Here is a 19777-nt window from a genome sequence, read left to right as displayed (position 1 = left end):
CTGCATGGAAGGTGACCGGAGCGTGGAACGCGAACGTGGCTCGGCACGCGATCGTGGCATGGCGGATGACACCGGCGGGCAGAGCGACCGTCAGGGCTGGCTGCGGTGTCTGCTCGCCGGAGCGGTGTTCGTCGTGTGCATGGCCGGCACCACGCTGCCGACCCCGCTCTATCCCCTCTACCAGGAGAAGTTCGGGTTCTCCGAGCTGACGGTGACCGTCGTCTATGCCGTGTACGCCTTCGGGGTCATCGGCGTCCTCCTCCTGGCGGGAAACGCCTCGGACACCGTCGGCAGACGCCCCACCCTGCTCTGCGGCCTGGGCTTCGCGGCGGCGAGCGCCGTGTGTTTCCTGCTCGCCGACGCCCTGGGCTGGCTGTACGCGGGCCGTCTCCTCTCCGGTCTGTCGGCCGGTCTCTTCACCGGCGCCGCCACCGCGTACGTGATGGAGCTCGCCCCGCGCGGCGGCGGGTCACGGGCGACGCTCGTGGCCACGGCCGCCAACATGGGCGGCCTCGGCTGCGGGCCGCTGCTCGCCGGACTCCTCGCGGAGTACGCCCCCGACCCCCTGGTCCTGCCGTTCGCCGTGCACCTCGGCCTGGTGGCGGTCTCCGTCGGCGTCCTGCTGTGGCTCCCCGAGACCGTACGGGACCGGCGCGGACCGGCCGCCGTACGGCCGCAGCGGCCGGCGCTGCCGCCGCGGGTGCGAGCCGTGTTCGTGCCGGCGGCGATCGCCTCGTTCGTGGGCTTCGCCCTCTTCGGGGTGTTCACCTCGGTGAGCCCCGCGTTCCTCGCCCGGTACCTGCACGTCGACAATCACGCCGTGAGCGGCCTGATCGTGGCACTCGCCTTCTTCGCCTCCACCGCGGGCCAACTGGCCGTCGACCGCGTCGGGGTGGCCCGCTCGCTGCCTTTGGGCTGCGTGGTGCTCTTCGGCGGTCTCGTCCTTCTCGGGGCGGCGCTGTACACGGACCTGCTGGTGCTGGTCGTCCTGTCCGCCGTGGTCGGCGGCGTGGGCCAGGGCCTCGCGTTCCGCGCCGCCCTGGCCTCCGTCGCCGCCGCCGCGCCGCCGGACCGGCGCGCGGCGGTGATCTCGACGCTGTTCGTGGTCGCGTACACGGGCATCTCGATCCCGGTGATCGGCGTGGGACTGCTGGCCGATCCGCTGGGCCTGGAGGGGGCGGGGCTGGTCTTCATCGCCTGCATGCTGGTGCTCGTCGTCTCCGCCGCCGTGTATCTGATCCGGCGCCCGGTCCCGGCGAAGGGACCGTGACCGGCCGAGACAGACGGCGACGAGAGCGTCCCCGACCTGCCGTGTCAGACCGTCAGACCGCGACGAAGACGTCCCCCGCCGTGTCGTGGAGGACGAATCCGTTGTCGAGCCGAACGCGGACCCGCACCGGGATCTCCGCCTCCTGGTACGCGATCCACACCGGTTCCAGGGCGGCGATCTGCTCCTCCAGCTGCGCCCTGCTCCCCGGCGGCATCTGGTGGCCGAAGTCGTCGAGGAGCGACTTGAGGCGTGCGTACTCGCGGACCTCCTCGCTCTCCCGGCGGTCGTCGTCCACCGCTTCGACGGTGCCCTCGGTACCCGCCGCCAGGGCGAGGAAGCCCACGGCGGCGGCCGGCTCCGCCGGGGATTCCCCGGCCAGGGCGACCTGACCCGTCAGAGCGAGTTCCACGGCCAGCTGTACGCGCCGGCCCACTGTCAACGTCATCGGTCCTTCGTCTCTCCGCTCGGCCGGGCCACGACCACGTACGTCCGCGGAACGGCCCGGGGGTGCCATTGTCCCGGGCCGTTCCGGTGCGGACGGACAGGGGCTCGCCGCCCCCGGACTCCGTGGGGTCAGCAGGCGGGAGGTGTCGTGCCGCCCACCGCGATGCGCAGGTCGGCGCCCTGGGTGCCGACCGAGCACACCGTGACGGCCGCGTCGGCGTCCGTGTCCACGAGCGTCCGGCCCGCGGCCAGCGGCGCGTCGTCGGTGGTCGACGTGCCAGGGGTGGCGTCCACGAGCCGGTTCCTCACGGTGCCGCCCGTGGTCACGATACGGACGATCACGCCGTTGACCAGGGGATCGGTGGCGACGTAGTCGTCGTAGGGCGGGGTGGCCCGCCGGTACTCCAGGGACAGGAAGCCGCCGTCGGGACGGGGCACCCGGAACTCCTGCGTGCCGCTCTCTCCCAGCACGCCCAACTGGTAGCTCCCGGTGGCGGTGACGCGCGGCACCTGGGAGTCCGGCACCCAGCCGGCGAACTGCCGGTAGTCGACCGGGTAGAGGTGCATGCCGCCGCCACCCATGGTGTCGGTCGGATCGTCGCCTCCGGAGACCGTGCACGCGCCGCTCACGGTCGTGACGCTGCCCGAGGCCGGGCAGGACTTGAGCGTGTCGGAGTGCTGGAAGCCCGAGGAGTGCCCGAACTCATGGGTCCACATCCACGTCTTGTGCCCCACGCCGTTGGAGAGGATCCAGTTGCCGGGCATCGCGGCGAGTCCCTCCCAGGCGCACGCCGAGTGGCGTGAGATGTCGACGAAGAGGTAGTCGTACGTGTCCGGCTCGACGCCCCGGGCCCGTGCGGCGGCCCGTGCGGCGCTCAGGATCGCCGCCGACTCGCAGCCGGCTGGTCGCGCCCCGAGGTCCACACCGGTCAGCATGTCTCCCGTGAGGGAGAGCTGCCCGCCGGACACCTCCTGGAGGTACGTCCGCAGGGACGGCGCACCGGCCCCGAGGGTCGCCTGCTCGACGGGCGCGGGATCGACCGGCGTGGCGTCGTTCCAGTGGGTGGCCATCACCAGTGCCCGCTTCTGACCGGTCACCGGACGGGTCGGCCAGCCCGTCGCGAAGGCGGCGGCGTTCCAGAGCCGCATGGAGGTGTATTCGCCGGCGGCGGGGGTGCAGGCGCCGGCTTGCACGGTGTCGTTGCCGCTGAAGGTGCGCAGGCAGTCGCCGAGTCCCGCGTCGGTGCGGTACTTGTTCTTGAGGAGGACGTATCCGTTGCCCTGGTCGACGGCCTTCCACAGGCGCATGGAGGTGTATTCGCCGGCGGCGGGGGTGCAGGCGCCGGCTTGCACGGTGTCGTCGCCGCTGAAGGTGCGGAGACAGTCGCCGAGTCCCGCGTCGGTGCGGTACTTGTTCTTGAGGAGGACGTATCCGTTGCCCTGGTCGACGGCCTCCCACTGACGCATGGAGGTGTATTCGCCGGCGGCGGGGGTGCAGGTCCCGACCTGGACGGTGTCGTCGCCGCTGAAGGTGCGCAGGCAGTCGCCGAGTCCCGCGTCCGCGCGGTACTTGCTCTTCAGCGGTTGCGCCGGCTGCGCCTGTACCGACGGTCGTGCCGCTTGCGTGGCTTGCGCATGCCGAGTCGGCGCCGCGGTCGCCGGTGTGTACGAGAACACGGAGACCAGCGCCAGAAGGGCGGCCGGTGCGGCCCAGGCTCTCACCGAGGACAGGGGGGCGAACCGTCGTGTCATCTCTCCTCCAGAGGCGTGCTGTCGATGTCGTGCCACAGACGTGCTGTCGGATGTGCGGCGCCGTCAGGCCGTCAGGACCTCGCCGTCGGGGAACGTGATCCGGATCCGGTCGTCGTCCCCCCGCTCGCAGTGGATCGCCGCGCGCAGGGCATCGGGGTGCACCGCGTCCCGGGTGAGGACCACCAGCGTCACCTGCACGCGCGCGCGTGCGGGGTGCCCGGGGGCGACCGGACCCGAGGCCAGGAGGTACGGCGTCGCCGAGTGCGGACCGAACGCGTTGGCCTCGACCTCCCGGGCGATCTCGCCCTCCTCGTCCCAGCCGTGGAGGCCCACGACCGCGCTCGTGAGCCCCATCTCCGTCCGCGCGAGCGCCCAGCCCGGGCCCCTGCGGACCTGCGGCGGGGCGACGTCCGCGACCGCGTACCCGCCTTCGCGCACCCGGACCCCCTCGGGGGGACGCACCCGGTGCACGCGGATCTCACAGGGGCCGTGCAGGAGGCTCGTCGACTCGACGGGGAACTCCTCCTCGTACCCGGGGAGTCGTGCCGTGTGGCGGGACGAGGCCCGGCGGCCCTCGCAGGACACCGGGTCGATGCGGCTCCGCCGTGACGGCGTGCCGTCCGTCGCGAGCAGTGCCAGATGGCCGTCGACCGTGCGCGCCCAGGCGTGGGCGGCCGACTCCGGTGCCGTGGCCGTCGAGTAGGCGAACTTCGCGTAATGCGGATCGTCCTCGCCGGGTCCGTCGGGCGGATTGTGGTCGCTGCCGTGGTTGACGAGCCGGACGACGCCGTCGTGCGGAGTTCCGTGGAGCAGCCAGCCGGGGGCGGGCAGCGCCGTGTACCGCGTGCCCGTCTCCACCGGCAGGGGCTCCTCGCGCTCCGTCCACACGGGATGGTCCGCGGGCAGCAGCAGACCGAGGAAGCCCTTGCTCGCCCAGTACGGGGACGCCGGTCCCGAGTACGGCTGGGTCGTCGGCAGATGGGTGCCGTACCACCCCAGCGGCAGCAGTCCCCGCTCGTCCGGCACACCGCGCTCCACGAAGTGCCGCGCCGTCCCCGACGCGAGGCGCCGGGTGAGCCCGGGGGCCAGCGGAGTGCAGTCGGCGAGGGCGCCGAGCCACACCGGCGCCGTCGTGGCGAACCGGTACGCCAGGGAGCGCCCCTGGTGGACGGGCGCCCCGTCGGCGCCGAAGAACTCCGGGTACGTGGACAGGAACAGGGCCAGCCGTTCGCGGTAGACCGCGCCCCTGCCCCCGTCCCCGTCCGGCCCCGCCATCCGGGCCCACAGCAGCGGGTACAGGTGCATGGCCCAGCCGATGTAGTAGTCGAAGTTGCGGCCGTCGCCGTCGGTGTACCAGCCGTCGCCGACGTACCAGTCCTCGATCCGCTCCAGGCCGCCCTCGATGTCCTCCCGGCGGTGCGGCGCGCCGACGGAGGCGAGGAACTGCTCCGACACCACCTGGAAGAGGCGCCAGTTGTTGTCCCAGGTGCGGGCCCCCACGAAGCCCGAGAGCCACTCGACCACCCGCTCCTGGACCGCGGTGTCGAGCGTGTCCCAGATCCACGGGCGCGTCTCGTGCAGACCGATGGCGATCGAGGCCGCCTCCACCATCTGCTGCGAGCAGTCGGTGAGCACCGGCCAGGCCTCGGGTCCGTCACGCAGGGTGCCCGCTGTCAGACCCCGCGTATACCTTTCGATGAGGTGCGGGTCGACCTTTCCGTCCGCGCCGGCGATCCGGAAGGAGGCGAGCAGGAATGAGCGTGCGTACCCTTCGAGGCCGTCCGAGACGACGCCCGACCAGCTGGTGCGGCCAGGGAGGCGGTACTGCGCGAACCCGGGGGTGGCGTACGGGACGAGGGCCTCCAACTGCCGGTCGGCGAGCGCCTCCCAGTGGGCCCGCGTCCAGCCGGTCCGGGGGGACAGGACACGGTCGGTCGGCGGCAGGCGCAGATGCGGAGCGGGCGGGGACGCCGACGAGGGCGGGGGCGGGGGCACGAGGGCTCCTTTCGGGTGCCGGATGGTCACTGGACCAGTTCGGCCGTGTGGCTGTGGCCCCGTGATCCGCCGACCCCGACCGTGACCACGGTGCGGCCGCCCGGCGTGACGGTCACCGTTTCGTCGGCGCGGACCACGCGGCGGACGCGGAAGGGGAGTTCGACGGTCAGCTCCGTCCCCGTCCGCCCGGGGTCGGCGACCGCCACCGACACATGACGCCCGGTGCGGCGTACCAGCACGGTGCCGGGGCCCGAGGAGGAGAGGCCGCCCGCGGTTCCGGCCTGCCAGAAGTGCGCGGCGAGCAGACCGTGCCGGTGGGCTTCGACGGCCTGCGCGGTGGCGTTGTTGGCGACCACGACGACAGGACGGGAGAGCGACCAGACGCCGGTCGCGACGGCGCTCGCACCGGGGAGCAGGACGTAGGAGTAGGACGCGGACGAGGGGGAGGGGCCGTGGTCGAACCAGAGGGTGAGGTAGCGACGGGTGACGGGGGTGCCGCTGCCGCCGGTGTCCGCACCGGTGTTGAGCGCGCGCCAGGTGCCGGTGCGTTCCTCGCGGAGCGCGTTCAGCGAACCCGTCGCGGCGACGTCACCACGGGGCGGGCGGGGGAACACGAAGCCGCCGAAGCCCTCCAGATGGGCCCAGCGGGCGCCCGAGAGCTCGGCCCGCCGGCCCTGCTCGTCGGGCTGCCGGCGTCCGTCGACGGTGAAGCGCTGCCGTCCGTCGGCGTGGAGGTTCCGGTTCTCGACGACGGTCTCGACGGTCCGGCCGTCGCTCGCCGTGATGTCCGCGCCCAGCGCCACGACGGCGTTGTCGAGGAAGAACCACGCCTTCCGGGCCCGCAGCGTGCTGTCCTGGGCGGCCAGTTCCATGGCCGCCGCGCCGAACCGGCCGTCGAGCGCGGCGCCGCCCGCCACGGCGTTCGTGGGGCGGTACGTGCTGGTGCCGGGGCTCGTCCCGAGATCCGCGCGGACGCGGGTGTCCACGGTCGTGCCGGGGAGGCGGTACGGGTCGACGGTCGGCCAGAAACCGTCGCCGAAGGCCGAAGGGTCGTCGCCGTCGTACAGATAGGTCATGCCGTCACCGGTGTACCAGCCGTGCAGGTTCTCACCGTTGCCCGCCTCGTACGCGGCGATGCGCCGCGACGACAGGGACAGCGCGCAGGCCCAGCCCGGCCGCCGGTGCACGACCCGGTCCATGTCGGCGAGGACCACGTGTCCCGTCGGCCGCTCGGCCGGCCGCACCGCGGGGTCGTCGAGGACGGCCTTGGCACGCGCGAGCGCCGGAATGCCCACGAGTCCCTTGTAGGGAGTCGCCTCGTTGCGGAGGATCCAGCCCTTCGCGAGGGACCGCCAGCGCTCGGCGTGGCCGGCCGGCGCGCCCGCGGCGAGCTGGAGGACCCGGCTGACGGTGACCGCCCCGTCGTGGTGGTCCCGAGACCGCTCGCGCGACACCGCCCTGCCGCGGACGGCGTCCATCATCACCCCGTCGAAGACCACCGGGGCGAACGACCGCTCCACCGCCTCGTACAGCACGGTCACGGCGGGATCGGACACCGCCCATTCCGAACCGGCGAGCAGCGCGATGAGCTGCCCCGCACCACCGAGGAGGACGCTGCCGTACGTCCCCGTGTAGGCCACGCTGCCGTGCTGGACGAACGACCCGTCCTCGTAGAACCCGTCCCCGGACGTGACGTACCGGAACAGGCTGTTGCGTCCGCCGTCCCGCACGTCGGACAGGCCGTCGCGGGCGAGGGCGAGCGCTGCGGGGTCCCGGGCGAGGAGACCCCGCAGCGCCACGATGACGGCCTTGTCGGCCCGGTTGGCGCCGGTCTCGGCCAGGGACGGGATGTTCGTGCGGCGATCGGGGTTCGGGCAGAACCGGGCCACGGCGGCGACGTACGCGGCGAGCTCGGCCGGCAGCAGGTGGGCGCGGAGCAGCACACAGGTGTCCATCAGCGCGCGGGGCGCACCGATCTCCCAGAACCACCAGTTGCCGGTCTCGGCACGCCCCGGGTGGTAGCCGACCGCGCCCAGGAACCGCAGCCCCTCCAGGAGGGTGTCGAGCACGTCCCCGCGGCCGGTCAGCGTGGTGCCGGGGGTCGCCCAGGCGGTCGCGATGGTGCGCAGCCGCGGATAGCTCTGGCCGAACATGCCGGGGTCGGAGGCGGGGGAGAGGTCGGCCCAGAGCGCCTTCCGGCCCGGCGTGGCGTCGAGCCGCTCCCACCAGGTGGTGGCCTCGGTCTCCAGGGCGGCGAGCGCGGCGGCGAAGTCCGGGTCCGCGGGGTCGAAGGCGCCCCCGGTGAGCTCCCGTTCGGCCCGGGCGAGGAGGGTGTCGTACGGATCGGTGGTCTGCCCGGCCGAGGCGGGCCCGGGGCCGGCCCCCTCCGTGGGCGGTGTCGCCGCCGCGGCGGTTCCGGGAAGGATGGAGAGAACCGGCGTAGCGCCGGCGAGGGCGAGCATCTGTCGTCTGGGGAGAGCCATGACCGGTGCGCCTCCTGCTGATCGGCCGAAGAGTGCGAGGGAGGTGTGAGGGGAGGGAGGGGAGCGGAGCCGGAGGGGCGCGTCAGTCGGTGAGGGCCGACGGGTCGACGGCCGGCTGCGGCAGACCGAGCGCCGCCAGTTCCGTCAGGCCCTGCGCGTCGATGGGGAAGGCCCACCGGTTCACGAAGAAGTCGGTGAGGTCGCGGCCTGCCGTCCGGCTGGCGTAGAGGGCGAGGTAGCGGTACCGCTTCGCGGTCTCCGTGTAGTCCGACGCGGGGTTCTCCTCGCGGACCAGCCGGTGCATCCGGGGCCAGAAGTCGGAGCCGAAGGCGAGCTCCAGCTGGCGCAGCGGGACGAGCTTCTCGTACGCCCCGAAGGACTTCTCGTAGACGAGGCCGGGTGCGCCGAGCTTGGGCAGGGCGGACTGGAAGGGGGTGAGCCCGGTCTTGGAGTCCGGGAGGAGGAGGTTGGACGTCTGCCCGAGCGCGCGCTGCACCGCGAGGGAGTAGATGTTCACGGTGACCTCGGTGAGGCCGGTCGGCTTGTACGCCATCTGCTGGTGGGTGTGGCCGAGTTCGTGGTACAGCCCCCACCCGCGGGTGCGCAGGCCCTGGACGGTGGTGGCCCGGTCCAGGTAGGCGCGAGGGAAGCCGTTGTAGCCGTGGGTGGCGAAGGCGCCGACCCCGGTGGGGACCACCGACACCTCGGTGAAGTGGAAGGGGCCGGACGTGGGGCGGTGCGGCGCTGAGGAACCGTCGAGGCCGCTGATGTCCTGCTCGGCCTGGATGACCTCTTCGAGCAGCGACAGCAGCGCCGCGTGGTCCTCTCCCCGGTGGAGGAGGGCGCCGTCGCGGGTCAGCGTGACGAGGGTGCGCGGACCGTGGAGTTCCACCACCGGCACGTCGGTGAGGGCGTCGAGGCGGCGCTGGAACTCCGCCTCCGTGGTGCGGCCGAGGGCGAAGACGGGCATCGGGCGGCAGCCCTCCCTGAACCGTACACCGGCCCGCTCGCCGTTTCCCTCAAGCGTGAAGTACACCGGTCCGCCGTACGGATCGGTCACGGTGTTGCCGCCGGGCTTGAGGGCGTACGAGCGGGGCTCCTTGACCGTGCCGTAGTAGTCCCAGTGGCCGATCCAGAGGGTGGGCAGCAGACCGTCGAAGGGGAGGACGGTGAACCGCAGCGGGGTGTTCGCGGTGGCGTACCGGCCGGTGGGCTGGAACTCGCTCGCCCGCAGGGCGGACGCGAGACGCAGCCGCTCGGCCTCGGCGGAGGGGCGTGCCGTGAGGGCGACCGTCGGGCCGCCGTGCGCGGCGGCCCGGGCCGTGCCCGCGCCGACGGCGAGTGCGGCACCGGCCGCGGTCATGGTGGTGAGGACCGAACGACGGGACGGGGCGGGCACGCGCGAGGAGGAGGGAAGCGAGGGGAGCGGGGGGATCTGCATCGGTGTCGTCTCCTGGGGGGCGAGGAGGTGCAGAAGGCGGGGTGTGCGTCCCGGAGGCAGCCCGGAGCCCGGCTCGGAACGAGGCGCGAGCTGCACGGCACGAGGCTCGGGGAGCTGCGCGCCAGCATGTAAGCGTTTGCTGTCCGTCCGCAAGAGGGCGGGGCGTGTTTCTGTTCGTTACTGCGTCAACAGGCCCTCGTACACGCGGAACCGCTCAGGATCGGCGACGTTTCGCGGCGCGCGGCGGCGCCACGGAGTCGCGCACGACGATATGTGTCCCGAGCCGAAGGGTGCCGGTCGTCGGCGCGCGCCAGTCGTCCTCGTCTCCGCCGTCGACGGCCACGCGCACGGCCTGCCGCCCCAGTTCCTCCAGCGGAACGTGGACGGTGGTGAGCCGCGGTCGCAGCTCCTGGGCCACGGGCACGTCGTCGTAGCCGACGAGTGAGACGTCCTGCGGCACGCCGATCCCGGCCTCTTCGAGTGCCTGGGCGGCGCCGGCCGCGACGATGTCGTTCGCGGCGAAGACGGCTGTGAACCGGAGCCCCTCCCGCAGGAGTTCGTTCATCCGGCGGTAGCCGAAGGCCCGGCTGAACGCGCCCGGCTGCACCAGATCCGGGTCGTGGGCGACCCCGCGCAGCTCCAGGGCGCGCCGGTGTCCGGCGATGCGGTCCCGGGTCGTGGAGAGGCCGGGGGGTCCGCCGAGGTAGAGGATCCGCTCGTGCCCCTGGGTGAGCAGGTGGTCGGTGACGGCGAAGGCGCCGCCCTCGTTGTCGTACTCCACGCCGACCGTGGGGACGTCCTCGCCGAGGGAGGGCCGACCGCACAGGACCAGCTTGGAGCCTCCGGCGTCAAGATCGTGGGCGCGGCGGGCGAGTTCCGCCCGGTAGGTGCGATCGGCGACGCTGCCGCCGACGAGGATCACGGCGTCGGCGCGCCGCTCGTGCATGAGCTCGATGAAGGCGAGTTCGCGCTGGGGGTCGCCCTGGGTCGTACAGACCAGGCAGAGCCGGTCGCCCGCCGCCGCCTCACGCTCCACACCGCGCGCGATGTAGGCGTAGAAGGGGTCGACGACATCGCTGATGATGATGCCCACCGTGCGGCCCGAGACGCCGGCGAGGGCGCGCGCGTGCGCGTTGACCACATAGCCGAGGCCGCGCATGGCGGCCTCCACGCGCTCGCGTGTGGCGGCCGCGACGGGGTAGTTGCGGTTCATCACACGGGACACGGTCGCCGTGGACACTCCCGCGAGGCGGGCCACGTCCACGACCGTCGCGCGGCGCTGTCCGGCCGCCGTCGATTCCTGCCGGGACATCCGGTCCTCCCCCTGGAGCGTCTGGTCGTCACTGCGCGGGCCGCTCTCCGGCCTTCGCCGGGAGGCGCGGGCCCGCGCCTCCCGGGTCCCGCTCCGCCCGGTGTCTCCGGGCGGTCGGCTCCGCCCCGCGTCCGGCCCCCAGCCTAGGCCCTGTCCTGCGGAGGTCCCCGCGGGCTGTCCGGTCATGCGATCCGCTCCAGGTCCGACAGGAGCACGGCGTGCCGGAGGGGCACCCCGCGCGCGTAACGGCCGAGTTCGTCGACGGCGAGTGCCCCGAGCCGTCCCGCCTCGTTGCCCTGGGCGCCGGCCAGGTGCGGGGTGATGAACACGTTGGGCAGCTCCCACAGCGGGTGGTGGCGGGGGAGCGGTTCCGGGTCGGTCACGTCGAGTACGGCGTCGATCCGGCCGCTGACCAGGTGCGGAACGAGCGCATCGGTGTCCACCAGCGGTCCGCGCGCGGTGTTCACGAGCAGGGTGCCGGGCCGCAGCAGGGCCAGGCGCCGCGCGTCGAGGAGGTGGTGGGTGTCGGGAGTGGCCGGTGCGTGCAGGGTCACCACGTCGCTGGTGGCGACGAGGGTGTCCAGGTCGGTGCTGGTCGCGCCCAGCTCCCGTGCCTCGGCTGCGCTCACGTACGGGTCGTGCAGGAGCACCTCGGCGTCGAGGGTGCGCAGCAGCTGGACGACGCGGCGTCCGATCCGGGAGGCGCCGACCACGCCGACGGTGATGCCGTGGGTGCCGAGCCAGTGCAGCCGCTCCAGATCGGCCGTCGTCCGGTGCGACCTGCGGGTGCGGAAGAGCTCGGCGAGGGGGAAGGCGCGCTTGGCGCCGAGGATGATCGCCGCGAGGGTGAACTCGGCGACGGGGACGGCGTTGGCGGCCGCCGCCGAGGAGACGGTGATGCCGCGTGCGTAGGCGGCGCTGCTCAGGAAGGTCTTCACGGTGCCCGCCGAATGGATCACCGCGCCGAGCCGCGGGGCGCGGTCCAGGACGCCGGTGTCGACCGGCGGGCAGCCCCAACCGGTCAGGAGCACCTCGCAGTCGGCGAGCGCGGCCGCCGACTCGGGGCTGTCGAAATCCTCCACGGGGAAGGGGAGTCGCAGGTCGGCGGCCTCTTCGAGGCGCGCTCGCACGGCGGGTGGGAAGACGTCGTCGAGCAGCGCGGGGTCCATGGCGAGGAGCGTCCGCGGGCGGCGGGGGAGTGTGGGCGCCCGGCCGTTCACGCCGGTCCGTGCCGACGGTTCGTCAGAGGTTCGCACCATGCCTCCGGATAGTAAACGTGTACTACAGATGACTGCGCACGCTAAGGACAGAGGGCGCCGACCGTCAAGCAATCCCTCGCTGGCGCACGGGATTTGGCTGACGAGCAGCCGGAATGGCCAGGAAACAGGGCTGGTTGACCCGAACAGGCCGGTGATCGAATCGCGAACGGTTCCCCGCTCGCTCTTGACGCCTGGGTTAACCGCTTACTACGTTGCCGCCGCAGAACGTCATATCGACTTCCCTGCGTCACCAGCCGAACAGGACTCCTCCATGGCTGACACAGCACCCCTGCTGCCCCGGAAGGGCCGGCGGCAGGACGCCGGGGCGACGGCAGCGCCCGTCGCCCTCCGCGAAAAAGCGACCCTCTGGCAGCGGATCAAGCGCGACAAAGTGATGCTGCTGCTCTGCCTGCCGGGCCTGCTCTACTTCCTCGTCTTCCACTACGTACCGCTGCTCGGCTACGTCACCGCCTTCCAGGACTACCAGCCGTACCTCGGGTACGCGGACAGCGCCTGGGTGGGCATGAACAACTTCGCGACGGCCTTCGCCGAACCGGCCTTCTGGTCCGCCGTCCGCAACACCCTGACCATCGCCCTCGTCGAGCTGGCCTTCTTCTTCCCGCTGCCGATCGCCCTCGCCCTGCTGCTCAACAGCGTCGTCAGCGACAAGCTCCGCCGCTTCGTCCAGAGCGTGGTCTATCTGCCGCACTTCATCGGCTGGGTCATCATCGTCTCGATCTTCCAGCAGGTCCTCGGCGGCGCCGGCGTCCTGCCCGAACTGCTCGACTCGGCCGGCCTGCCCCGCTACGACATGATGAGCGACCCGGACGCCTTCCCGTGGCTGCTCACCCTCCAGCTGGTCTGGAAGGACGCGGGCTGGGGGACGATCATCATCCTCGCCGCGCTGCTCACCATCGATCGCCAGCAGTACGAGGCCGCCGCCATCGACGGCGCCGGCCGGCTCCGGCGCCTGTGGCACGTCACCCTGCCGGGCATCGCCCCCGTCGTCATCCTGCTGCTCATCCTCAACCTCGGCCAGATCCTCTCGGTCGGCTTCGAGCAGATCCTGCTCCAGCGGGACGCCGTCGGCCCGGAAGCGGGCGAAGTCCTCGACACCTACGTCTACTTCCACGGCATCAAGGACGGCGACTGGGGCGTCTCGGCGGCCGTCGGCCTCGTCAAGGCGGTGGTCGGCACCGTGCTCGTCCTCGGCGCCAACAAGCTCGCCCACCACTTCGGCCATGAAGGGATCTACCGTGGCGCCGATCGCTGAGACCCCTCGCGTCACCGAGGCCCACCGCGTCAACGAGCCCCCTCACCCCACCGAGCCACACCCCACCGGGACCCCCCGCGCGACCGGGGCCGCACCGCGCGCCGCCACGAGCAGGACCCGTACCGCCGCCTCCGGCCGGCCCCCGTGGATGGAGCGCCCGACCCGGATCGGCCTGGCCGCCAAGTGCCTCGCGCTCACCCTCGTGGTCGCCGCCGTCGCATACCCCCTCCTGGGCGTGATCGGCACCAGCTTCGCCTCCCAGAGCGACATCATCAGGTCCGCGGGCCTCGTCCTCTGGCCCGACCACCCCACCCTGGACGCGTACCGCACGATCTTCACCGGCGGCGTCGTCACCCGCGCCCTGCTCGTCAGCGTCGGCGTCACGCTCGTCGGCACCGGCTGCGCCCTGCTGCTCACCATCGGCATGGCGTACGGGCTGTCCCGGCGCGACGTCGTCGGCTCACGGGTCATCCTGATGACCGCGCTCTTCACGATGCTCTTCAACCCGGGCGTCATCCCGAACTTCCTGCTCGTCAACGAACTCGGCCTCTACGACACCTTCGCCGCCCTCGTCATGCCGACCATGGTCAGCGCCTTCAACCTGGTCGTCCTGCGCTCCTTCTTCATGAACCTCCCCGAGGAGCTGTACGACGCGGCGAAGGTGGACGGCGCCGGCGATCTGCGGATCCTCCTCCAGGTCGTGCTGCCGCTGTCGAAGGCCGTCATCGCCGTCGTCAGCCTCTTCTACGCGGTGACGTACTGGAACGCCTTCTTCAACGCCATGCTCTACCTCGGCGACAGCGAGAAGTGGCCCCTGCCGATGGTGCTCCGCACCTTCGTCCTCCAGGGCCAGAGCCTCGACAGCGCCGTCGCCGGCGAGGCCGTCGCCCCCCAGCAGTCGGTCCAGATGGCCGTGCTCGTCGTGGCCGTCCTCCCCATCCTCTGCGTCTACCCCTTCCTCCAGCGCTACTTCACCAAGGGCGTCCTCACCGGTGCCATCAAGGGCTGAGCCCACCGCATCGCCCCCGCGCGGCCATCCCGCCGCGCGCCCGCCCCTCGCCCCCGCCCCTCCTCCCAGGAGTCCCCATGTCCCGGTCCTCCAGGTCCACCCCCTCCCGGCCGCTCGACCGCAGAACACTCCTCCGCCTCGGGGCCGGAGTCGGCCTGGGCGCCGCCGCCGCGCCCCTGATCACCGCGTGCGGCGGCAGCGGCGCCGCGACCGAGAAGGCATCGGTCAAGAGCGGCTCCCTCCTGCCGAACACCGTCCTGCGCGACCTCGGCATCACCCCCGACCACCCCGGCACCGCCCAGGGCGTCCCCCAGGGATTCACCCGCTACCCGGCCAAGCCCGTCCGCTCCGTCCCGGGCGCTCCGCTCAAGGGAGCCAGGACCATCACCGCCTCCCTGGAGACCTTCAAGCCGCCGGCGCCCGGACGCGAGCGGAACGCCGCCTGGCAGGAGATCGAGAAGCGGCTCGGCACCCAGGTCGACATCCAGGCCGTCGCCGCCGACGACTGGCCCACCAGGTTCTCCACCATGGTCGCGAGCGACACCCTCACCGACCTCTTCATGTACCCGGAGACGGGCGGCGTCGACCACAAGGCCGCGTTCCTCGCCGCCAAGTGCGCCGACCTCACCCCGTACCTCTCGGGCGACCGGATCAAGGACTACCCGAACCTGGCGGCCATCCCGAAGAGCGCCTGGCAGGGCTCCGTCTACGGCGGGAAGCTGTACGGCATCCCGATCGCGCGCGCCGGCACCGGCGGCGCCGGCTACTACCGCCACGACCTGTTCGCCGCCGCCGGGGTCACCAGCCTCGACCAGATCACCGACATGGACCGCTTCTTCGAGCTGTGCAAGGAGCTGACCCGCCCCAAGGAGAAGCAGTACGCCATCTCCGCCGGCGTCACCACGCTGGTCGCCATGTCGTACGGAGCCCCCTACTACTGGCGCATGGACGCCACGACCGGGAAGTTCACCCTCGACCTGGAGACGGAGGAGTACCGGGCCGCGATCGAGATGGCGGCCAAGCTGTACAGGGCCGGCTGCTACTACCCGGGCACCGTGCAGATGTCGGGCGCCCAGAAGGCCCAGTACACCGACCTGTTCAAGAACGGCCGCGCCGCCTACGTCTTCGACGGCTGGCCCGCCTACCTCACGCCCAGCACCGGGTACCTCGACGCGATGGCCGCCATCGACCCCTCGTACGACGTCCGCCCCATGACGCCGATCGGCAGGAACGCCGTCGCCTGGAACAACAACGCGCGGCTCAGCGAGTCCTTCGTCAGGAAGGCGGACGCGAACCGCGTCAAGGAGATCCTCCAGCTCGCCAACTGGGTGGCGGCACCGTTCGGCACCGAGGAGTACACCCTCCTCGCGTACGGGGTCGAGGGCACCGACCACCGGCGCGACGGCAAGGGCGCCCCCATTCTCACCGCGCAGGGCAGCCAGGACGTCGCCGTCCCCTGGCAGCTGATGGCCTCCGCCACGCCCGCGCTCTACTCCGCCACCAACCCGCGGGGCGTCGAGCACCTGCACGACGCGTACGCGCGGCTCATCCCCCGGATGACCCCCGACCCCACGGCCAGCTACTCCTCGCCGACCTGGGACTCGAAGGCGTCCGGCACCCTCAACACCCTCAAGGGCGACTGGATCAAGGACATCGTCACCGGCCGCAAGCCCATGAGCAGCTACGACGGCCTCGTCAAGGAGTACCTCGCCAAGGGCGGCCGGCAGGCCCGCGGCGAGTTCGAGGAAGCAGCCCAGAAGGGGGCGAAGCAGTGACCCGCACCAGCATCCTGCGCGCGGCGGTCGCCACCGTCGCGACCGTGTCCGCGACGGCCGCACTCGCGACCGCCGTCCCCGCACAAGCCGTTCCCGCACAAGCCGTCCCCGCACAAGCCGTTCCCGCACAAGCCCTGTCCGTGCACGCCCCCTCCCCGTACGGCCGCCCCTTCGACCCGAAGCCCGGTGCACCCGGGGCCGGGGACCCGCTGTTCCCGACTCTCGGCAACGGCGGCTACGACGTACGGCACTACGACCTCTCCTTCGACTTCACCCCGGTCACGTACGACTTCACCGGCACCATGAGGATCAGCGCCAGGGCCACCCAGGACCTCTCCTCGTTCAACCTCGACATCGACTCGCTCGCCATCGATACCGTCACGGTCGACGGCAAGGACGCGGCCTGGTCGGTCGGACCCGGCGGCAGCGGCCAGGAACTCACCGTCACACCCGAGGGCGGCCTGCGCGACCACCGCCCCTTCGACGTCACCGTGCGCTACCACGGGAACGGGAAGACCAAGCCGTTCGGCGCCCCCGGCTGGCGCCACATCAGCGACGGCGGCTTCGCCTCCGCCGCCCAGGCCTCCCGCGCCGACACGTTCGCCCCCGTCAACGACACCACCATGGACAAGGCGAAGTGGACCTTCCACCTCACCGCCCCCGACGGCTACACGGCCGCCGCCAACGGCACCGCCACCGGCAGCCGCCCGGCCGGCCCCGGAAGGACCACCTGGGACTTCCGGCTCGACGCCCCGATGGCCCCCGAACTCCTCGGCATCTCCGTCGCCCGGCAGACCGTCCTCACCGGCCGGGGCCCGCACGGCATCACGCTGCGCCACTACGTCCCCGAGGACCAGGTCGACACGTACCGGCCGATCGTCGAGCGCACCGCGGGGCAGATCGCCTGGCTGGAGGACACCCTCGGCGTCCGCTACCCCTTCGACACCTACGGAATGCAGATCGTCCGCGACGGCTACGGCGACGCCCTCGAGAACCAGACCCTGTCCCTCTTCGGCCCGAACTGGTTCAAGAACGCCGCCACTTCCACGACGTACACCAACGTGATGATCCACGAACTGACCCACCAGTGGTTCGGGGACTCCGTCACCCCCACCACCTGGCAGAGCGCCTGGCTGAACGAGGGGCCCGCCGTCTACTACGCGGCCCTCTGGGCCGACCGGCAGGGCACCGCCTCCCTGCAGGACAAGATGAAGGCGGCGTACTCCAAGCTCGACGCGGTCCGGAAGACCGACGGCCCACCCGGACTCCCCACCGCGCTCGGCGGGTTCAACATCTACGACGGCGCCGCCGTCGTGCTCTACGCCCTCCACCAGCGGGTCGGGCAGGAGGAGTTCGACGCGATCGTCACGTCCTGGCTGAGGAAGCACCGCGACGGCAACGCCGACTCGCAGGACTTCATCGACAACGCCGTCCGCGTCACCCACGACGACTCCCTGCGGCCCTTCCTGGAGGACTGGCTCTTCAGCACCGAGAACCCGCCCATGCCCGGACACCCGGACTGGGTGTGAGCCCGATGCGACGGATCCGCGCCCTGACCGCGCTCATCGCCCTCGCCGCCGGACTCCTCACGGCCACGCCGGCCGTGGCGCAGCCCGCGCCCAAGGTCCTGCACGCCGCCCCGGACGGCTCGGGAACGACATGCGACCCCCGCCACCCTTGCTCCCTCACCGGCGCCCGTGACGCGGCGCGCGGAGTCACCGGCCGCGACGTGCGCGTCGAACTCGCCCACGGCACCTATGTGTTGGACGGACCGCTGACCCTGGGGGCGGCGGACTCCGGCCGCGACGGCCGCACCGTCACCTGGACCGCCGCCGCGGGCGCCACCCCCGTCCTCTCCGGCGGACGCACCCTGACCGGCTGGGCCGCGAACACCGACGGCACCTGGACCGCACGCGTCCCCGACGGCGTCACCCCGCGGCAGCTCTTCGTCGACGGTGTGCGTGCCGTCCGGGCACGGGGCGGCTCCTGCCCGGCCGCCGTCTGCGACGCGACGAAGACGGGCATGACGGGCGCCGCCGCCACCGGCATCGCGGGCTGGGCCCGCCCCACGGACGCGGAGGCGGTCATCAGCGTCCGCTGGCGCAACTACCACTGCCGCATCACCGGCGTCGACGGCGACCTGCTGACCTTCGCCCAGCCGTGCTGGGCGAACTCCGCCTCCGGCACGGACCGCACGGGCCCCGCCTGGGACTCGACGACCGTCGACTCCACGCGCTTCACGAAGGTGGCGTACTTCGAGAATGCGGCCGAACTCCTCGACACCCCGGGCGAGTTCGTCTGGAACGCGGAGCTGCGCACCGTCACCTACCTCCCCCGACGCGGCGAGGACATGCGGCGCGCGCGGGCCGTCACCCCCGCCACCGAGCGGCTCCTCGTCCTCGACGGCGCCCACGACGTACGCGTCGAGCGCCTCGCCCTGCGGTACGCGGCCTGGGACCAGCCGAACACCGGCGAGGGGTACGCCGGGACCCAGGCCGGGCTCACCCTCACCGGAGCCACCGGGCCCGTCGACCACGCGGGCCGCCACTACACCAAGCCGGCCGCGGCCCTGACCGTACGCGGCGGCCGTGACGTCGTCGTCGACCGCGTCGACTTCAGCCGCCTCGGCGGCGCCGGGCTCGTCCTCGAGGACGGCACCAAGGACACCACGGTCACCCGCTCCCGCTTCACCGACCTCTCCTCCGGCGCCGCCTACGTCGGCGACACGGAACCCCTGCCGGACCCCGAGCGGGCGGGCGAGCGGAACACCCTCTCGTACAACACGATCCGGCGCACGGGCGTGGAGTACACCGACTCCGTCGGCATCTGGGCGGGGTACGAGGCCCGGCTCACCGTCGACCACAACACCCTGGCGGACCTTCCGTACTCCGGCATCTCCGTCGGCTGGGGCTGGAACCAGCCGGAGGCCCGCACGTCCGTGCTGCGCGACAACCGGATCACCGCCAACCGCATCACCGACGTCATGCGCGTGGCGGACGACCAGCACGACGGCGGCGCCGTCTACACCCAGGGAGCCCAGCCAGGCACGATCGTCTCCGGCAACTACATCAACCGCAGTGCCTACGGCAACACCGAGCGCGACGGCAACGGCGTCTACCTCGACGAACAGTCGAGCCACATCCGGGTGGAGGGCAATGTGATCACCCGCGTCGGCTACAAGTGGGTCTCCAACTGGGCCGACTACGGCATCGACAACCACGCCACCGGCAACTGGACCGACACCGCCGCGCCCGCCCTGACCGGCACCGGTTCTACGACGACCGGCAACCGCACCTCGCTCGACCGGCTTCCCGCCGAGGCGCTCGCGGTGGCCCGCGCGGCCGGCGCGGACGGCCGGGGCCACGTCGAACAGCTCAGGCCCGACCTCGCGCGCACGGCCGCGGTGACCCAGTCCTCGACCGACGGCACGGCCACCGCCGGGTACGCCGTCGACGGCGACACCACCACCGACACCCGCACCCTCGCCGAACCGGACGCCTGGTGGCAGGCCGACCTCGGGGCCGTACGCCACATCGGCCAGGTCGAACTGTGGAACAACACCTCCATGACGACCGCCGACGTCGACGTCCAGCTCGCCGCCACGCCCGACTTCCGCGACGCGACGACGATCCCCCTCACCGGGAAGGCGCTGCGGCCCACCCTGGTGGACACCGACACGGAAGCCCGCTACGTGAGGATCGTGCACCGAGGCACGGGTCGGGTGGCCCTGGCCCACGTCCTCATCCATCCGTGACCCCCGGGAA

General features: G+C 72.4%; 13 protein-coding genes. 6 read left to right on the top strand and 7 right to left on the bottom strand.

The window, feature by feature from the left end; genetic code table 11:
• Window positions 1-58 precede the first annotated feature (58 nt).
• Window positions 59-1270, top strand: a complete 1212-nt coding sequence (locus ACIP8Z_RS08360; RefSeq protein ID WP_402080325.1) for an MFS transporter — start codon at window positions 59-61, stop codon at window positions 1268-1270.
• A gap of 52 nt (window positions 1271-1322) precedes the next feature.
• Here ACIP8Z_RS08360 and ACIP8Z_RS08355 read toward each other — a convergent pair whose 3' ends face one another.
• From ACIP8Z_RS08355 to ACIP8Z_RS08325, 7 genes are all read right to left on the bottom strand, one after another.
• Window positions 1323-1715, bottom strand: a complete 393-nt coding sequence (locus tag ACIP8Z_RS08355; RefSeq protein WP_402080323.1) for a hypothetical protein — start codon at window positions 1713-1715, stop codon at window positions 1323-1325.
• A 128-nt stretch (window positions 1716-1843) separates the two neighbouring features.
• Window positions 1844-3466: an RICIN domain-containing protein gene (locus tag ACIP8Z_RS08350; protein WP_402080321.1), complete on the bottom strand. Its 1623-nt coding sequence runs from the start codon at window positions 3464-3466 to the stop codon at window positions 1844-1846.
• Window positions 3467-3529: 63 nt separating this feature from the next.
• Complete coding sequence (locus tag ACIP8Z_RS08345) at window positions 3530-5461, bottom strand: DUF2264 domain-containing protein (protein ID WP_402080319.1); 1932 nt, start codon at window positions 5459-5461, stop codon at window positions 3530-3532.
• 26 nt (window positions 5462-5487) lie between these two features.
• Window positions 5488-7944 carry a polysaccharide lyase 8 family protein gene (locus tag ACIP8Z_RS08340; RefSeq protein WP_402080317.1) on the bottom strand — a complete coding sequence of 819 codons (2457 nt, stop codon included), beginning with the start codon at window positions 7942-7944 and terminating at the stop codon, window positions 5488-5490.
• An 82-nt stretch (window positions 7945-8026) separates the two neighbouring features.
• Window positions 8027-9385 (bottom strand): M60 family metallopeptidase, encoded by a 1359-nt coding sequence (locus ACIP8Z_RS08335; RefSeq protein ID WP_402080315.1) that lies wholly within the window; start codon window positions 9383-9385, stop codon window positions 8027-8029.
• A 214-nt stretch (window positions 9386-9599) separates the two neighbouring features.
• Window positions 9600-10697 (bottom strand): LacI family DNA-binding transcriptional regulator, encoded by a 1098-nt coding sequence (locus tag ACIP8Z_RS08330; protein WP_402080313.1) that lies wholly within the window; start codon window positions 10695-10697, stop codon window positions 9600-9602.
• A gap of 182 nt (window positions 10698-10879) precedes the next feature.
• Complete coding sequence (locus ACIP8Z_RS08325; RefSeq protein ID WP_402080835.1) at window positions 10880-11866, bottom strand: hydroxyacid dehydrogenase; 987 nt, start codon at window positions 11864-11866, stop codon at window positions 10880-10882.
• Between the two features lie 361 nt (window positions 11867-12227).
• Between ACIP8Z_RS08325 and ACIP8Z_RS08320 the strand changes: the two genes are divergently transcribed.
• The 5 genes from ACIP8Z_RS08320 (at window position 12228) to ACIP8Z_RS08300 (ending at window position 19767) form a co-directional block, all read left to right on the top strand.
• A complete protein-coding gene (locus ACIP8Z_RS08320; protein ID WP_402080311.1) occupies window positions 12228-13229 on the top strand; it encodes an ABC transporter permease in 1002 nt (333 codons plus the stop codon).
• A gap of 148 nt (window positions 13230-13377) precedes the next feature.
• The gene (locus ACIP8Z_RS08315; protein WP_402080832.1) at window positions 13378-14238 is read left to right on the top strand and encodes a carbohydrate ABC transporter permease; all 861 of its coding nucleotides are present in this window, start codon (window positions 13378-13380) and stop codon (window positions 14236-14238) included.
• A gap of 77 nt (window positions 14239-14315) precedes the next feature.
• Entirely contained in the window at window positions 14316-16013 is a 1698-nt protein-coding gene (locus tag ACIP8Z_RS08310) for an extracellular solute-binding protein (protein WP_402080309.1), read from the top strand.
• On the top strand, window positions 16010-17542 hold the full coding sequence (locus ACIP8Z_RS08305) for a M1 family metallopeptidase (protein ID WP_402080307.1): 1533 nt from the start codon (window positions 16010-16012) through the stop codon (window positions 17540-17542). The genes ACIP8Z_RS08310 and ACIP8Z_RS08305 overlap by 4 nt, the downstream gene beginning before the upstream one ends.
• A 5-nt stretch (window positions 17543-17547) precedes the next feature.
• A complete protein-coding gene (locus ACIP8Z_RS08300) occupies window positions 17548-19767 on the top strand; it encodes a right-handed parallel beta-helix repeat-containing protein (RefSeq protein ID WP_402080305.1) in 2220 nt (739 codons plus the stop codon).
• Window positions 19768-19777: the final 10 nt, after the last annotated feature.

The sequence above is a fragment of the Streptomyces sp. NPDC088553 genome, from assembly GCF_044752965.1.
GTDB lineage: Bacteria > Actinomycetota > Actinomycetes > Streptomycetales > Streptomycetaceae > Streptomyces.
Note: the sequence above shows the minus strand (reverse complement) of the source record. Positions and strands in the feature narration are given on the sequence as shown.

Coding starts and splice junctions, on each gene's coding strand:
- ACIP8Z_RS08360 (WP_402080325.1), top strand. CDS start 59: ATGGCGGATGACACCGGCGGGCAGAGCGACCGTCAGGGCTGGCTGCGG.
- ACIP8Z_RS08355 (WP_402080323.1), bottom strand. CDS start 1,715: ATGACGTTGACAGTGGGCCGGCGCGTACAGCTGGCCGTGGAACTCGCT.
- ACIP8Z_RS08350 (WP_402080321.1), bottom strand. CDS start 3,466: ATGACACGACGGTTCGCCCCCCTGTCCTCGGTGAGAGCCTGGGCCGCA.
- ACIP8Z_RS08340 (WP_402080317.1), bottom strand. CDS start 7,944: ATGGCTCTCCCCAGACGACAGATGCTCGCCCTCGCCGGCGCTACGCCG.
- ACIP8Z_RS08335 (WP_402080315.1), bottom strand. CDS start 9,385: ATGCAGATCCCCCCGCTCCCCTCGCTTCCCTCCTCCTCGCGCGTGCCC.
- ACIP8Z_RS08330 (WP_402080313.1), bottom strand. CDS start 10,697: ATGTCCCGGCAGGAATCGACGGCGGCCGGACAGCGCCGCGCGACGGTC.
- ACIP8Z_RS08325 (WP_402080835.1), bottom strand. CDS start 11,866: ATGGACCCCGCGCTGCTCGACGACGTCTTCCCACCCGCCGTGCGAGCG.
- ACIP8Z_RS08320 (WP_402080311.1), top strand. CDS start 12,228: ATGGCTGACACAGCACCCCTGCTGCCCCGGAAGGGCCGGCGGCAGGAC.
- ACIP8Z_RS08315 (WP_402080832.1), top strand. CDS start 13,378: ATGGAGCGCCCGACCCGGATCGGCCTGGCCGCCAAGTGCCTCGCGCTC.
- ACIP8Z_RS08310 (WP_402080309.1), top strand. CDS start 14,316: ATGTCCCGGTCCTCCAGGTCCACCCCCTCCCGGCCGCTCGACCGCAGA.
- ACIP8Z_RS08300 (WP_402080305.1), top strand. CDS start 17,548: ATGCGACGGATCCGCGCCCTGACCGCGCTCATCGCCCTCGCCGCCGGA.